The following is a 14398-nucleotide window of genomic DNA, read 5'->3' on the forward strand; positions in this document are numbered from 1 at the left end:
CTATTGAATATTAATGAGTTTCAATTGAATGAATAAAGAACAAACAACTGAATTTAAAAACTTTAAATCAATCATAAAACTTGTATAATTAGCAAAGTCTCCCTATAGCTCAACAGGATAGAGCAGTCGCCTCCTAAGCGATCGATCAGGGTTCGAGTCCTTGTGGGGAGACCACAGTTAACTTCAATCAAGCCTCCTATTATTCAATTATTATAATTTAATCACTGAATGAATTTCTGACACTTTTTTAGGGAGCTGTATCGAGCGACTAAAGTTGAACTTTTTATTTACTATTGTAATTCGAGTATCAATAGATACAGGGGTTCTTCCAGTTTCTAACCTTGAAAAGTTACGATTCTTACTTTCACCAATGTAATGATACTCATGATCAGAATCATATCCACGAACGAAACCTGGCAAGGTCGCTAAAACATCAAAATTATTACCCAGTAATGTCCCTTTAAATGAGTTGAGTACTTTAAGACCAAACTCATCACAAATAACACTGTGAGGCATTGTCAGATTATTAATGATGACATTCATTTCTCCAGTGATTAAGTCCACTTCAATGATACCGCCATCAAAACTGTTACGTTTCCAGTTACCTGTGACGGAGAACATTGAAACATAGGCAAAATCATCAACAATGAAAATATCATTACAATGGTGTTGAGCACTGCCAAATCGAGCTAACTTTTCACTAAATTTGTACTTAAATACCTCTTTCCCCTGATGGTTTACCCCAATAATACAGTCACCATAACTTGACACGATGACCCATAATGATTTGTACTTTCTTAACCCATGAGCCCTAAGCCCTTCTGGCAATTCGATTTGATGACATACTTCAAAATCTTTGTTCATCAACATGATACCGTCACCCTGAGAAGAAAATGCAAAACCTTCGTCATCATGACGAATCAAACCATGGGTATTACCTTTAAATAACTGTTTTGCAGAAGGGTACTCATCAGTTTCTTGGATCAAATATATTCCTCCACCAGAAAAAGTTTCCGCAGAGGAAGGTAGACCACTACTCACAAGAAATTGAAATTGAGTCTCTTCAAGTTGACTCATTTCCATTCTTTCACTTAATAATTCGGCCACATCCGCATCTTGACCCCAAACAAATCCGTAAGCATTAAGCTGATGTTTAACTTCAGTTACTGACGTAGTACACACTATCACTTTGTAATGAGCCGATAAGCCATTTAGCTCATTTGGGCTTTTAACTGGAACACCGTGAAACAATGAGCCTTGTAAGTCGACACTGTTATCGACAATGAATTCTGGCATCAAATGTAGGTTTTTTTCGGCAACAGTACCACTACCGAACAAGATAATTTTTTTCATCATAATCCTTTTTAAATACTGATACCTTTTGCGAAATATAAGTGATGTTCTTTAGGGGAGAAGCTAGGTGACATCATCTTTGAAAGGCTTTCGGGCAATTTAGGTGTAGGAGGTATTGCTTCATTAACATCACTTTGAATTAAGTGTTTAACCTTGCCTAAACGATGTTTTACATACCAATCGTAACCACTTTCTGTCACATCAAGCCACTTAAAAAAAGGTTTAATGTTTGCGGGTTGTTGCTGATATTTATGAGCAAGCTCGGTTGCTTGCTCTAAAGTGACTCGCCCATGTCTAATTTCTCTGGTTAATTGATCAGTTACTTTTCGATAGCCTGTGCGTTGATATTTTAAAATATCATGCAGTTCATAATAAACAGAGCTACCGGCACGTTCATAACAATCAAATGTGGCACGACTCAATTGAGGTTGAAAACCATGTTCAACCATAGCTTTATTTTGCAACAATGGGTCCCACTTAAAATAATTACTTAAATAAATTCCTGTGACGCCTTTTTTGCTTAACGATGAAATATTGGGATATTGATAGTAATTGAGGTGTCGTAAATCAATTTGAGCACCATTACCAATTAACTCTTCCAAGCTGATATCACACATATCGTGTTGCAACCTGCTCCATTGACTCATTTCAACTCTATCATGATGAGTAAACTTACCAACTTGCTCAATAGCTTGGTGCCCCCCCCAAATGACGAGTGGAATATTTCGTTCATTCGCTACATGCACAGGAAAAGAAGTATGAAGAGCATGGAAAGGTAATTGAATATGATCAAATTTGCGCAGTGATGTTCTTACTAAATCTTTATAAACTCTAATGTCAGGATTGAAAACGAACGAATCAACATCAAAGTGGGTAATCAGATTATGTAAGTTATACCAACCAATATCATTATTAAAATAATTATTCACACAGACAACTAATGGAGATAGGCCAAGCTCTAGTACTTTTTCAAGTACATAATAATCGTCAGCATCTCCAACGACCGGTACAACACAGTCATAACTATTATTTTTACTTTTATGTTTTTCTAAAAGAGTTTCAAGTTGCCCTCTTTTAAGCTGCCAATCTATTTGATACTTCTCTAGATGAGTATCACAACCTGAACAAGTATTTTGGTATAACGCTAATCCAAATGGATGTGCAGTGTTATATAAACATGTTGGACATTGTTTAACCATAATTATGAGCCTTTCTTGAATACTCACGATGTAACACTTTATTCTCAACTAACACTGCAGCATATTGCTGCTCCAGAGCCCATTTGATAGAAGCTTGAGAAATACCGCCACTGACAATAATACGGGAACTTTCAAACGGCAACTGGGTCATTAATTGCGTCCGAAAACCTGAATAACCACCTTCATTATCGGTGTCATATATAATGATTTCATTTGCAAAAGTACTGATTAAATCCATGTCAATATTAGCAATATCAATAAGCGACGCAGAAGAGAGATGGCAAACTTTGGCAATATCATCATTAAAAGACATAGGTAATAAGCACTGAATGGCTTGACGACCCATTAGATGAACAGCCTTGTCTAATAATTCAATATTTTGTTCTAAAAATGCCGTTGACAAAATTAATCTTTCAATAGGAAGGTTAGATAGTTTGTAGAGCATCTCGACGCTTCGAATGCCGCCGCCAAAGCTGATTGGAGTCGACGTGTTCAGTGATGAAATAACAGCTAAATCCATTTCAAAACCAGATACAGAATCCGTTGCTCTTACGGGACGAATAATTGCAATCTCGTCACACTCATAACTTTCTAAAGCGTTAACAACAGTCTGTAATGTTCCTAGAGGTCTCAACTTATTCCAATGATATGATTGATAACACTGTCCTTCGTGCAATAGAACTATCGCGCCTTCTCTCACTTTACGTATCCTTATAACATCAACTTCAATAGCTCATGTCCTGTCTGCTGACTTTTTTCAGGATGAAACTGTAATCCTAAAATATTATCCTTCACCAACATCGCATTGTATTTATTGAATGATTCGCTGATGGGCAATTCAAAAGCATCAACGTCTCCGGTGTGTTGATAACCATACTCATGATTATAAAAAACACGGCCTGTTACTTTTTGCTTTCGAGTTAGTTGAGAAGGTGAACAAAAAGCACTTTGACGCAAATTACATTTTTGTAAATCAAAGCTCTCCCAGCCATTATGAGTAGTATCAGAAAGCTTAATGACTTCACCTGGTAATAGCCCCAATCCTTCAATACCACCATCTTCTTCAGTGTGCGAGCTAAGCACTTGAAAACCCAAACATATGCCTATAAGTCTTTTGCCTGATTCTGTGTGTTCTATAATCGCTTTATCAAAACTACCCGATTTTAATCGTTCCATATAAAAACCAGCAGCACCGACGCCAGGTAATATCAAAATATCAGACTTTATATCACTGGCACGATGCACGATTCGAGTTGAAATAAATGCACTTTCAATCCAATGTTGAATTGATCTCACATTACCCGCTCCAATTGATAGAATATCAACCGACATAATCGACTCCAACAGTGAACTTTCTCTTTGGCCTACTTTCTTTATTGATTGTAAACAATTTGGGATTAATCCATTTATTTGCTATCTGCCAGAATTCAGCAACAGTGATCCCGACATAATCTGCGTAATTTTTTATAATGTTATCCCCACAAACACCATCAAATTCAGCAACAATAGCAATAGCTTTCTTTCTGCTTATTTGGCCATTTCGTATTTTTTCATTCACCGAATCTGTCGCTCGACCAAAACCAAATTTATAATACTTAAGCATCATATTGATATTAGTAAATTCTTCATCAATCATTGAAGCATTGGATAAGTCACCCGTAATATGTTCATCATGAGGTCTTAACGTTAATCCCTGTAATGCGGCATAAGCCGAATTATCATCGTTACTCCAATCATCCCAAGCCGCACCTAAATAAAATATATTGATTTTATGTTTGTCGAATCCTATTTCGTCAGGGTAAATATAGTGTTCAGCAAGGTGTGGAGAACTAACCTGTTCTTTAATCCAATCGGTTCCGCCATCTGTTAGCGTATTTAGTTTACGTAAATTATTTCCGTCAAACTCATCAATCCCCTCAACGGCAGCATCGCCGACTTGTAATGCTGGATTTTCCCCCCAAAATATGGTGTTCACCCCCATTTCTATTGCTAAACGAGGTACCGTAGAAAACAGTGACATTTCGGTAGATTTACAAACATTACCAAACTGTCTAAAAGAAGCTAAAGCTAGCTGTGCTGCAGTTTTTGGGGCTGGGGTTGCAACAATAACATCAAAACCCATTTCAATTAAATTAGAAAGGTTTTTGGCTCCGATATCAGTCATTTGTTTAGGTGGGTAAGCACAACATACAAGTAATGGCCTTAACCCTAAACGATCACGCACCCAATGGGCTTGTCGGGTACTATCTTTACCGCCACTGACCCCAACAATGCAATCATACGCACCTTTATTACGTTGTTTGGCGCGACTTGTGATGATTTTCTTTTGTAATTGCTCAAGTTTTACCCTTGAAGTCGTCAGTTGATCGCTACCTGAATATTGGCAAGCAATACAAATACCCGTGTCATTAAATGAGGCATTCGGCCTCAAATTAGTCGTTAAACAGCTTTTACAATATTTCATTTGAACTCGACTCTGACTTCATCAATTACAATAAGTTATCTCTAACTATTTACAGTTCACATAAACTTTCAAATATTCATAAATTACAGTTCTATAAACATCATTTAAATCTCAGCACACATGGCATGTGAACATGTCTTTATTTTGCTTTTTTTTCGAGCAAAAACCAATTCAAATCATCTTTAGGGTAAGCCGTATCTCGATGATAAACAAAGCCATAATCTACAAGAGTTAAATCTTTAAACATATCTAGCATTTCTCCTGCAAAATCACGCTTAAACAATTTACCGGCATGACCACGGTACGGAACTTCAACAGGAGTCGGGTTGTAATACTCAATAACACATATGTATCGAGAACTTGAACGATATAGGGCTTGATAAACAGTCGTTAAATCTTCAGGGTTAATATGAATTAACACACCTTTAATGAAGCAAAGATCATAAGCCTTTTCAGGTGAGTAGCTCAAAATGGAATCATGAAACACTTCAATATTTTGATTTTTTTTAAGCTCTGTAACCGCTTGAGCATTAATCTCTATCGCTGATAGTTTTGCATTCGGGCGCAACAATTCAATGGCTTTGAGGTTCATCCCAATGTTAGCACCAAATTCAATAATACTCTTCGTTGCGCCTGTTCGTTTTAAAATTGACGAAAATAGTACTGCATTACTCGCTATTAGCTCTTTATTATCATTACGGTCAATATAATTATTACCAAATTCGCCCGCCCAGAATGACTCTTGTTCAGTTTTGTAACTCACGTCATGTCTCCTAAAGAAATTATTTTTTTACAATTTGTTCTATCAAAAGAGCCTCAGTCATTGCTGTACCACGCTCGATATTTGCTATAGCTTTTTTGCCAATGATTTGGTCGAGATATTTGGGGGGGAAGCCAAATCCAGGGCGAATACTTTTTACGTTATCAACTGTAAACTCTTCACCTTGCTTGACGTCTTTGACTACATACAAAGAACGACGAAACTTTACATTGCCTTTTTCTGCTTCTGTTCTTTCATAGGTCACTTTACCTAGTGCTTGCCAAGCGGTTTTAGCATCATTAACCAACTGAGCAAGCTCTTTAGGTTCTAATGAAAAGCTATCATCGGCTCCACCACCACGTCGGTCTAAAGTCACATGTTTCTCAATTAAACACGCCCCTAAAGCAACAGAAGCTACTGCAGTCGCATTATCAATAGTATGATCTGATAACCCAGCCAATACGCCAAAGTAATTAGCGATATCAGATATCGTTTTCAAATTATATTGTTCAGCGGGTGCTGGGTAGCCACTGACACAATGCAAAATAACTAACTCCTTACAACCATGATGGTGAGCTGTCTCAATGGCTTCTTGAATTTCTTGTTTATCCGCCATTCCTGTCGACATAATCATCGGCTTACCAGTTTGAGCAACTCGTTTAATTAAGGGTAAATCAACTAGCTCAAACGACGCGATTTTATAAGCTGGAGTATTTAACTCTTCTAACAAATCCACCGCTGTATTATCAAACGGTGAACTAAAAATTGTTATTCCTAACTCTTTTGCTTTTTCAAACAGCGACTTATGCCAATCCCAGGGGGTATGAGCCCATTGGTAAAGCTCATATAGGTTTCGACCAGACCATAACCCGTCATTTATTTGAAAGTCTTTCTTATTACAATTAATCGTAATTGTATCTGCTGTATAGGTCTGCAGTTTGATTGCATCAGCCCCTGCTTTTTTAGCCTGTTCCATAATGCTAAAAGCTCGATTGATGTCTCCATTATGATTAGCTGAGAGCTCTGCGATTATATATGGAGGATAATTTGGCCCAATTTTTCTACCTGAAATTTCAATATAATTTTTATCCATTCATTTCCTCCACTAAAATCTTATATTTTTTTCCATTAATAACGACAAAAGCAGGAAATCGTTCAGGGTCACAAACTCTTAACAAATTAAATTGAGAGTAAATCGATGCATTCTCATCTAACCGGCTATCATCTTTAGTTCGTTTTCTATAGTACGTACCAATAGATTTACTTTGAGGATATGCACTTACGTTATCAATATGTTTACAAGCCCAGCTCATCAATTCGATTTCAGCTAGAAATAATTTATGATTAATCTCTTGATAAAGTTCTTTGCCAGTTAAGTGAATCGTTTTTTGACGCCAAATATCTCCTGTATCAACTTCATCTTCAGCATTGATTAATGAGAGCGTTAATTTATCTACTCCATTAATAATGTCCCACACATGTGGGCTCCAACCTCGCCCTCTTGGGAGGTCGCTTGCGTGTAGAACTAAATTATAAGTAAACATCTCTCTCACATTTTTACTCACAATTTCTGAACATGAAACCAAGAATAAAATATCACCGGCATAATCTATCTCAGCTAAGGAATTTAATAATTTAATATTATACAGCTCAGATTTTTGCTGTTTCCAATCCTTTAAATAAGAATAAATAGGGTGAGCAGAGTTACTGCATATTATGGTTATATTTTTCATACTAACCTTAGGATTTCTCGAACCACACGATGAGCACCATTACCATCACAAATTAATAAGTTGTTTTGATACAACATTTTCCAGTTGAAACGTAAAGTCTCATATTTCAAAATTAATTCACTGGAAATATCATTCAATTGAATTTTATAACCACAACCACTAGCTACAATTTGGTCACAAATGTTCAATTGATTTTCAGCTAATGGAATCATTATACTAGGCAGCCCTAAACAGGCCCTTTCCCATGATGTCGTTCCTGCCGCACCGATCGATACATCATGTTCCATCATCAGCTGAGCCATGTTTTCGGAAAAGTCGATATGCAAAATATTTAAATACTTTTGACAAAAATTAGCCACACTAATATAGCTAGGAGACTTTTTACTCAATAGTACAGTTACGCTTATATTCTTTAACAACATTAGTTGCTTTAACACCGCTAGCGTTGCATTGGGAGCATCAACCCCTCCCATGCTAACTAAGACTCTCCCTCTTTCTTTCGGTTTTTCACGCTGCAGAGCACTATTTCTCAGTTTCGTAAATTCAGGAGCCAATAGTGCATAGCGACTTCCCATCAGAGCAATATTAACGTCGAAGTACTCATTCGGCTGTCTACCTAAAGATTGATCGATAACCATATCTGCACAATGATGTCGCGTCAGATCATCTATGGCAATAATCTTACAGTTCAAACAATCACGTACTTTTTGCTGCCATAAAAACTCAATTGCATAATGGTCTGTAACAACGATATCTGCTTGTTTAATGGTCTCTAAAAAGTCAACGGCATCCTCTAATTGCGAACATTGCAACCAAGCTAAATAATCAGCATCCGTTTGTGGAGAAACAACCGGATTAATTGCTGGCAAAACTATTAATTGAAATCCTTTACTGGTGATATACTCATTTAAGTTACCTTCCAAGTCTCTACTTACAAACTCAATTTGATAACCATGGCATTGCAATGCTTCAGCCAAAACTAAACATCTCATAGTATGGCCATTGCCAATATGGATTGATGCATCGACTCGAAATACAACTTTTATCATAAGTTTTCTTGCATTGCTAAATAGAGAGCTTCTGCGAAATCCCAATCATCTTGGGTGTCAATATCTTGAACTTGTTTCCTTGGTAATACTATACAGCGAGAATGCTCTGAAAATATTGAAAGCCCGGCCAGAAAAGCAGAAGCTTCTCCCCAGTAAAATTGACCTGCATCATGGTATGACTCAACTAAATCTTGCGAGCGGGTTTGCTCATATTCAGGTGAAAACATTGCCACGCTGCCATCTTCAGATAATTTGATTGCACGCTGTATTGGGAAAGCAAATGTTGTTGCGCTAAAGGCAAACTTAACGTGTTCCTCTTTCACTAACTGCCAGCCTTTTTGTAAATCTCTCACTTTTATAAAGGGAGCAGTAGCATAAATGCAGCAAACAAATTCAGGGGCCCAAGATTGTTCTATACACCAAGCAACAGCATGCTGCATAACATCCATCGTTGTAGTGTAGTCATCTGCAATTTCACTAGGCCGTATAAAGGGCACATCCGCACCAAAAGATTTAGCAATTTCAGCTATTTCAAGATCATCAGTAGAGACTATGACTTTATCAAAGCTATTTGAAGCAAATGCAGCTTCAATTGAGTAAGCAATCATCGGTTTTCCATGGAACAACTTAATATTTTTGCGAGGAATACGCTTACTGCCTCCCCGTGCGGGAATGATGGCAATTCTCATGATTCAGCTCCCAAAATCTCAGTTAGGCTTTTAACAACATGATCTTGTTGTTCTTCTGTCATTAAGTGGAACATAGGTATTGAGATTGCTTCTTGATAATATGATTCAGCGTTAGGAAAGTCTCCGTTCTCAAACCCCATCTCTTTATAATAAGGTTGAGTATGAACGGGGATATAATGCAAATTCACACCGACTCCGTTATCACGTAATAAGGTAAATACCTTTTGATGAGACAATGAAACTTTATCCAGTTGAAGACGAATAACATATAAATGGAGGCCGGAATATGTCGATTCAAGCTGAAATGGCAATATGATAGGTAGTTGAGATAACAACTGCCGATAGCGTGTTGCTATTTTATGTCGAGTACTTACAAAGTCATCTAAGCGGTTCATTTGAGAGATACCTAAAGCAGCTTGTAACTCTGTCATTCTGTAGTTAAATCCGAGAGCAGTTTGCTCATAGTACCACCCGCCATGAATTTGATTTTTCATCAAGTCAGGGTTGCGGGTGACCCCGTGGCTTCTAAATAACTGCATTTTTTCAGCTAAATGCAAGCTATTTGTCATCGCAGCGCCCCCTTCAGCGGTTGTCACAATTTTCACTGGATGAAAACTGAACACTGTAATATCGGAGTATTTGCAGCTACCAACAGGGGTATCTTGATATCTGCCGCCTATCGCATGCGAAGCATCTTCAATAATGCTAAATCCATACTTAATAGATAAAGCATGGATTTTCTTCATGTCACAAGATTGGCCGCATAAATGAACAGGAATAACAACTTTGGGTAATTTCCCCATCCCCTTAGCAGTTTCAAGCTTTGCTGCTAGTTCAGTTACACTCATATTGTATGTTTGAGGATCGATATCGACAAAGTCCACTTGAGCTCCACAATATAAGCCACAATTAGCTGAAGCAACAAATGTAATTGGTGATGTCCACAACCAATCTCCTTTACCTAATCCCAGTGCTAAACATGCAATATGTAATGCAGAAGTCGCACTATTCACTGCAACTGAATATTGTGCTTTGGTATATGAAGTTAAAGCCGATTCAAATGCAGGAACCTTAGGCCCTTGAGTCAGAAAGTCTGACTGTAAAACCTCAATGACCGCATCTATATCTTGTTGTGATACTTCTTGTTTACCATATGGGATCATCTGTCACTACACCGTAAAATCAGCATCAATATGTTTTTTAATTAACTCACGTAACCCTTCTACGGTTTCCCACTCCACGTTCGTACCTGAATCATACTTAAATCCAAACGGCACTTTAATCGCTTTGTGATGTTGTAAGTAGTCTTCTTCCGAGTATGTATATGATACTGAAGGTAAAATTGCATAATAACGGCCTAAATCAATAGTATTTAATGAATCTGTATCGGTAATCATTTCTTCATGAAGCTTTTCACCAGGCCTTACACCAACAACATTAATTTCACATTCAGGGGCCACAGCTTTTGCTACATCTAAGATTTTATAAGAAGGGATTTTAGGAATAAAAATCTCACCACCGAGATGATTCCCTAGCGCATACATCACCATATTTACGCCATCTTGCAAGGATATATTAAAGCGAGTCATATCCTTATGAGTTATAGGCAGCACCCCTTCTTTCTTTTTTGCCATGAAATAAGGAATAACAGATCCTCGTGAGCCCATCACGTTGCCATATCGAACCACACTAAAACGAATATCTCTAGAACCTTTAATATTATTAGCTGCAGCAAATAATTTATCTGAAGCTAGCTTTGTTGCTCCATATAAATTGATGGGTGCACATGCTTTGTCTGTTGATAGTGCTACGACATCTCGAACGCCACATTGCAGCGCCGCATGGATAACATGTTCCGCGCCATCAATATTGGTTCTTATACATTCTGTTGGATTATATTCAGCGGTATCAACTTGTTTGATTGCTGCAGCATGAATGATGACATCCACACCTTCACATGCTTGCGTTAGACGATTTTGGTCTCTCACATCACCAATAAAGAAGCGTAACTGTGGAAATTCTTTTCTAGGATATTGCTGCTGGATTTCGAATTGTTTTAACTCATCACGAGAATAAATAATCACTTTTTTTACATCAGGATATCGCTGTAAAATCGTTTTTACAAATTGCTTACCAAAAGAGCCTGTGCCACCTGTGATCAACACTGATTTACTGTTTAGCATTAATTATTCCCCATAAAACTCTTTTAGACTTAAGTGACACAGATAAACATTCTCTAAATTATTTTTAACCAAAAGGTGAATATGGTCTCAAATAGGATCTCTTAGTCAAAAAGTCGACGATTACATTTCACTCAAATTTGAAAGCAAACATTAGACCATTATTTATCCAACTAAGAGTTTTTCTCAAATATCTCATTGAAAGTCGGTTAACATATAATAGATTAACTTCCATTAAACCATTTAAATCAGCTCCTTGACACCTAACCTACCATTCATAGTACCACGTGAAATTCTTGTAGAGTAACTACTGAAACGTGTTAGCTCACTTCTGATAAATCATTTTAGGTTAATCTTAAAAAAGTCATATTACTTTCCCCAAGAAACCATACACCACCTCCAGTTATCAATAAGTTAAATTCAGCCCAATAATGTCACCAAGTTAACAGTTGGTAATTTATATACCTAGTTGTTACCGATATATAAGGTGATAAAACCATTATTCATGTCATTAGTCACAGTTTGTAAAACTGTATATTGGAAATCCTTATTATTAATATTGTAATACAAATAAATAAGGCCTTAGATAGAGTTTGCGATGTCATCTAATAAACTAGTTTTGTTGGTTTGTGTTGTGTTTTTTCTTTGTTCGAATGCAAATGCTGCTTCGTTGGATTTTCGCCAAGAATATAAAAGCGGAACAGATCAGCATGCTAGTCGTGTCAAAATGGGGCACACTTTTGACAGCAATTTCTCAGTTGGTTTAGAACTTAAATTTAAAGGCGCTGATGGCAAGTTCATGGAAGACTTACAGTCGAATGGGTCTGAATTAGATTTAGGCTACCGATTTAAGCTCAATGACCAATGGACACTTAGCACTGGAATACCTATTGAATTTGGTTCGTCTGGTGCCACCTACAAGCCGCAGTTACGCTTAACTTATACCTCTAACTCTATTGATGGCCTTTCATTAAGTGGTCGATATCGCCTAGATGTAAAACCTGGTGAAGATATTAAACATTTAAGGCATCGTTATACCGTTAATGTTGGATATAAATACCAAAACTGGACCTTCGGTTTTGAAGGAAATTATTACTACGCCGATAATTCTGAGTACTTGCTATATAACGATAGTAGAACAAACTATGAAAATAATTTAACGGCTCACTATAAAATAGGCAACTGGACTCCTTGGGTAGAATTCGGAGATGTTTCTGTTTCTGATGACTCTAGTCAAAGAGAATTGAGAAGTCGTATCGGGATAAGGTATAGCTTTTAATAACTTAGTTAACCCTATTTGTAGGACAAATGATGCGATTTATCTCCTAATCTGCTTTAGCAGTCTCTGGGTTATCAACTAAAAACAGCTGGGCTGTATATTGAACCATGACTGTTAAGTCTTGTTGGCTAGCTATTAAGTAATAGCAGTTGTGTATTTTTATAAGGTTGAGAGCGCGGTTTCGCCCTCTCAACAAAGTGAATGATTTATTCAGGTTTTTTAAAGACAAGCGTAAATCTATCAGTATTACCTGTAACTGTTTTGCGGCCAACTTCATAACGAAGTTCGTCATCTGGTCGGTAAAACATATCTGAGGACTTCTCTAATACAAAGCCTGCAGCTTGCACCTCTAAAATAACCTCTACAGGATCTTCACGGCGGCGCATTTCGTCTGCTTCTGGCATCATGTGTCTGCGAGTATGATCGACAATCACATAAACTCCACCAGGTTTTAAAGCGTCAAATGTGGCTTTGTTCAGCTTGGCTTTATCTTCTAAATTAAAGTTATGATACTCACGAATACTCAGCATCATATCGGCATCTGTCATACCAAAATCAATATTACCTAAGCTGAACCTTCTCTCTTTAGAATTCCAATCAAGTTCTATAGGTAGCTTTTTAGTTTTACTCATCGCATTTATCGAGAGTAAATCATCCATTTCATCTAGCCACTCTTTCTTAAACGCAATATGAAACTCACCTTTATCTTTAAGTATAGGTGCCAGAATCTTACTATACCAACCACCTCCAGGAACAAGCTCAATGACTTTCATATCAGGTTTCAAACCAAAAAACTCAAGTGCAACCTCGGGATTACGATTAGCATCCCTTAACTTGTCAGCTTCTGTACGGTGATCCATCTTCATCACTTCGAGGACATTTTCTTGAAAGGGAGTGAGTGCTGCTAATGATGGAAATGAGCAAAAAGCCGATGCACTAACAAGCAACGACGCAAGAAGAGTTTTATTCATGGTAATCCTTAAAAATTAGCTTCCTTAGCGAACAGCTAACATAAGGGAAACTAGCTACATTCGCACTTACTAATGTGTTGCTAATTATGTTTATTAGATTTTAAATTATAGACTGAGGTGCTTGTTTATTACTAACAACCGCTAGTGTTTTGAGTATAGGTAGGTTCAGTTGTATTAACTGATAAGTAAAAAACAAAACACGTATCTGAAAAAGCATATCCTTTCGGTATCACAATAGAGATAACCCCCAAGAAATCCAATACTCCCCAATCTTCGGTGATAGGTGTATTTAGCTGCGCAAACGTAACGGTTTCAAACGTGCCTTCAACAATTTTTTCAATATTATCTAAAGACGGTTTTATATAACCAAAAGTTGTTGTGACCGTTTCCCCATCTAGATCAACAACACCATCGCTTAGGCTCTCTTGCCCCTGAATTGCGGATTTGGAGTAAACCAAACTGTTAGCAGATTTTAAACTTCCTTCAATTCCCGAAAGATTTGCAATAACAGCATCGGATTTTATGTTTAAGAATTTCGGCGCAGCAATAACAGCAATTATGCCTAGAATAATGATCACTACAACCAGCTCAATTAACGTAAAACCTCTTAACTGATTGTTATGTCTAATTGACATCTCCATTCCCTCGTTCAAGTCACTTTTAACAGTGTAATAAGTCCTATTAAATAACTCTGTACTTAAATTGATGATTAATCAAGCTA

Annotated in this window: 15 protein-coding genes and 1 tRNA gene; 2 read left to right on the forward strand and 14 right to left on the reverse strand. The window is 37.2% G+C overall.

The genetic code is table 11. The annotated features are described in order from the left end of the window. Positions 1-98 precede the first annotated feature (98 nt). Positions 99-174, forward strand: a tRNA-Arg gene (locus tag K5Q58_RS05880). A 36-nt stretch (positions 175-210) separates the two neighbouring features. Here K5Q58_RS05880 and K5Q58_RS05885 read toward each other — a convergent pair. From K5Q58_RS05885 to pseB, 12 genes are all read right to left on the reverse strand, one after another. Beyond that, entirely contained in the window at positions 211-1353 is a 1143-nt protein-coding gene (locus K5Q58_RS05885; RefSeq protein ID WP_220753034.1) for a DUF4915 domain-containing protein, read from the reverse strand. A gap of 11 nt (positions 1354-1364) precedes the next feature. Then, positions 1365-2552 (reverse strand): N-acetyl sugar amidotransferase, encoded by a 1188-nt coding sequence (locus tag K5Q58_RS05890; protein WP_220753035.1) that lies wholly within the window; start codon positions 2550-2552, stop codon positions 1365-1367. Further along, complete coding sequence (locus K5Q58_RS05895; protein ID WP_220753036.1) at positions 2545-3252, reverse strand: HisA/HisF-related TIM barrel protein; 708 nt, start codon at positions 3250-3252, stop codon at positions 2545-2547. Before K5Q58_RS05895 ends, K5Q58_RS05890 begins: the two co-directional genes overlap by 8 nt. An 11-nt stretch (positions 3253-3263) precedes the next feature. Beyond that, positions 3264-3884, reverse strand: coding sequence for an imidazole glycerol phosphate synthase subunit HisH (gene hisH, locus K5Q58_RS05900; RefSeq protein WP_220753037.1), 621 nt, complete (start codon positions 3882-3884; stop codon positions 3264-3266). Then, positions 3874-5016: an N-acetyl sugar amidotransferase gene (locus K5Q58_RS05905; protein ID WP_220753038.1), complete on the reverse strand. Its 1143-nt coding sequence runs from the start codon at positions 5014-5016 to the stop codon at positions 3874-3876. The genes hisH and K5Q58_RS05905 overlap by 11 nt, the downstream gene beginning before the upstream one ends. A 139-nt stretch (positions 5017-5155) precedes the next feature. Then, a complete protein-coding gene (locus K5Q58_RS05910) occupies positions 5156-5779 on the reverse strand; it encodes a pseudaminic acid biosynthesis-associated methylase (protein WP_220753039.1) in 624 nt (207 codons plus the stop codon). Between the two features lie 19 nt (positions 5780-5798). Further along, positions 5799-6869 carry a pseudaminic acid synthase gene (gene pseI / locus K5Q58_RS05915; protein WP_220753040.1) on the reverse strand — a complete coding sequence of 357 codons (1071 nt, stop codon included), beginning with the start codon at positions 6867-6869 and terminating at the stop codon, positions 5799-5801. Beyond that, positions 6862-7509 carry a formyltransferase family protein gene (locus K5Q58_RS05920; RefSeq protein ID WP_220753041.1) on the reverse strand — a complete coding sequence of 216 codons (648 nt, stop codon included), beginning with the start codon at positions 7507-7509 and terminating at the stop codon, positions 6862-6864. Before K5Q58_RS05920 ends, pseI begins: the two co-directional genes overlap by 8 nt. Then, positions 7506-8558, reverse strand: coding sequence for a UDP-2,4-diacetamido-2,4,6-trideoxy-beta-L-altropyranose hydrolase (pseG, locus tag K5Q58_RS05925; protein WP_220753042.1), 1053 nt, complete (start codon positions 8556-8558; stop codon positions 7506-7508). Before pseG ends, K5Q58_RS05920 begins: the two co-directional genes overlap by 4 nt. Beyond that, positions 8555-9247 (reverse strand): pseudaminic acid cytidylyltransferase, encoded by a 693-nt coding sequence (pseF, locus tag K5Q58_RS05930; RefSeq protein WP_220753043.1) that lies wholly within the window; start codon positions 9245-9247, stop codon positions 8555-8557. The genes pseG and pseF overlap by 4 nt, the downstream gene beginning before the upstream one ends. Next, positions 9244-10410: a UDP-4-amino-4,6-dideoxy-N-acetyl-beta-L-altrosamine transaminase gene (gene pseC / locus K5Q58_RS05935; protein WP_220753044.1), complete on the reverse strand. Its 1167-nt coding sequence runs from the start codon at positions 10408-10410 to the stop codon at positions 9244-9246. Before pseC ends, pseF begins: the two co-directional genes overlap by 4 nt. Positions 10411-10416: 6 nt before the next feature. Continuing rightward, a complete protein-coding gene (pseB, locus tag K5Q58_RS05940; protein WP_220753045.1) occupies positions 10417-11430 on the reverse strand; it encodes a UDP-N-acetylglucosamine 4,6-dehydratase (inverting) in 1014 nt (337 codons plus the stop codon). A gap of 595 nt (positions 11431-12025) precedes the next feature. Between pseB and K5Q58_RS05945 the strand changes: the two genes are divergently transcribed. Next, complete coding sequence (locus K5Q58_RS05945) at positions 12026-12706, forward strand: oligogalacturonate-specific porin KdgM family protein (protein ID WP_220753046.1); 681 nt, start codon at positions 12026-12028, stop codon at positions 12704-12706. Positions 12707-12912: 206 nt separating this feature from the next. Here the strand turns inward: K5Q58_RS05945 and K5Q58_RS05950 are convergent, their stop codons facing one another. Both K5Q58_RS05950 and K5Q58_RS21240 read right to left on the reverse strand, forming a co-directional pair. Then, positions 12913-13677, reverse strand: coding sequence for a class I SAM-dependent methyltransferase (locus K5Q58_RS05950; protein ID WP_220753047.1), 765 nt, complete (start codon positions 13675-13677; stop codon positions 12913-12915). A gap of 131 nt (positions 13678-13808) precedes the next feature. Next, entirely contained in the window at positions 13809-14312 is a 504-nt protein-coding gene (locus tag K5Q58_RS21240; RefSeq protein ID WP_308443210.1) for a prepilin-type N-terminal cleavage/methylation domain-containing protein, read from the reverse strand. Positions 14313-14398 lie beyond the last annotated feature (86 nt).

Source organism: Shewanella sp. KT0246, assembly GCF_019654955.1.
Taxonomy (GTDB): Bacteria; Pseudomonadota; Gammaproteobacteria; order Enterobacterales; family Shewanellaceae; genus Shewanella; species Shewanella goraebulensis.

Bases quoted from the DNA above. Each gene is read 5' to 3' on its own strand.
- K5Q58_RS05885 (WP_220753034.1), bottom strand. From the start codon at position 1,353: ATGAAAAAAATTATCTTGTTCGGTAGTGGTACTGTTGCCGAAAAAAAC.
- K5Q58_RS05890 (WP_220753035.1), bottom strand. From the start codon at position 2,552: ATGGTTAAACAATGTCCAACATGTTTATATAACACTGCACATCCATTT.
- hisH (WP_220753037.1), bottom strand. From the start codon at position 3,884: ATGTCGGTTGATATTCTATCAATTGGAGCGGGTAATGTGAGATCAATT.
- K5Q58_RS05905 (WP_220753038.1), bottom strand. From the start codon at position 5,016: ATGAAATATTGTAAAAGCTGTTTAACGACTAATTTGAGGCCGAATGCC.
- pseI (WP_220753040.1), bottom strand. From the start codon at position 6,869: ATGGATAAAAATTATATTGAAATTTCAGGTAGAAAAATTGGGCCAAAT.
- K5Q58_RS05920 (WP_220753041.1), bottom strand. From the start codon at position 7,509: ATGAAAAATATAACCATAATATGCAGTAACTCTGCTCACCCTATTTAT.
- pseG (WP_220753042.1), bottom strand. From the start codon at position 8,558: ATGATAAAAGTTGTATTTCGAGTCGATGCATCAATCCATATTGGCAAT.
- pseF (WP_220753043.1), bottom strand. From the start codon at position 9,247: ATGAGAATTGCCATCATTCCCGCACGGGGAGGCAGTAAGCGTATTCCT.
- pseC (WP_220753044.1), bottom strand. From the start codon at position 10,410: ATGATCCCATATGGTAAACAAGAAGTATCACAACAAGATATAGATGCG.
- pseB (WP_220753045.1), bottom strand. From the start codon at position 11,430: ATGCTAAACAGTAAATCAGTGTTGATCACAGGTGGCACAGGCTCTTTT.
- K5Q58_RS05945 (WP_220753046.1), top strand. From the start codon at position 12,026: ATGTCATCTAATAAACTAGTTTTGTTGGTTTGTGTTGTGTTTTTTCTT.
- K5Q58_RS05950 (WP_220753047.1), bottom strand. From the start codon at position 13,677: ATGAATAAAACTCTTCTTGCGTCGTTGCTTGTTAGTGCATCGGCTTTT.
- K5Q58_RS21240 (WP_308443210.1), bottom strand. From the start codon at position 14,312: ATGTCAATTAGACATAACAATCAGTTAAGAGGTTTTACGTTAATTGAG.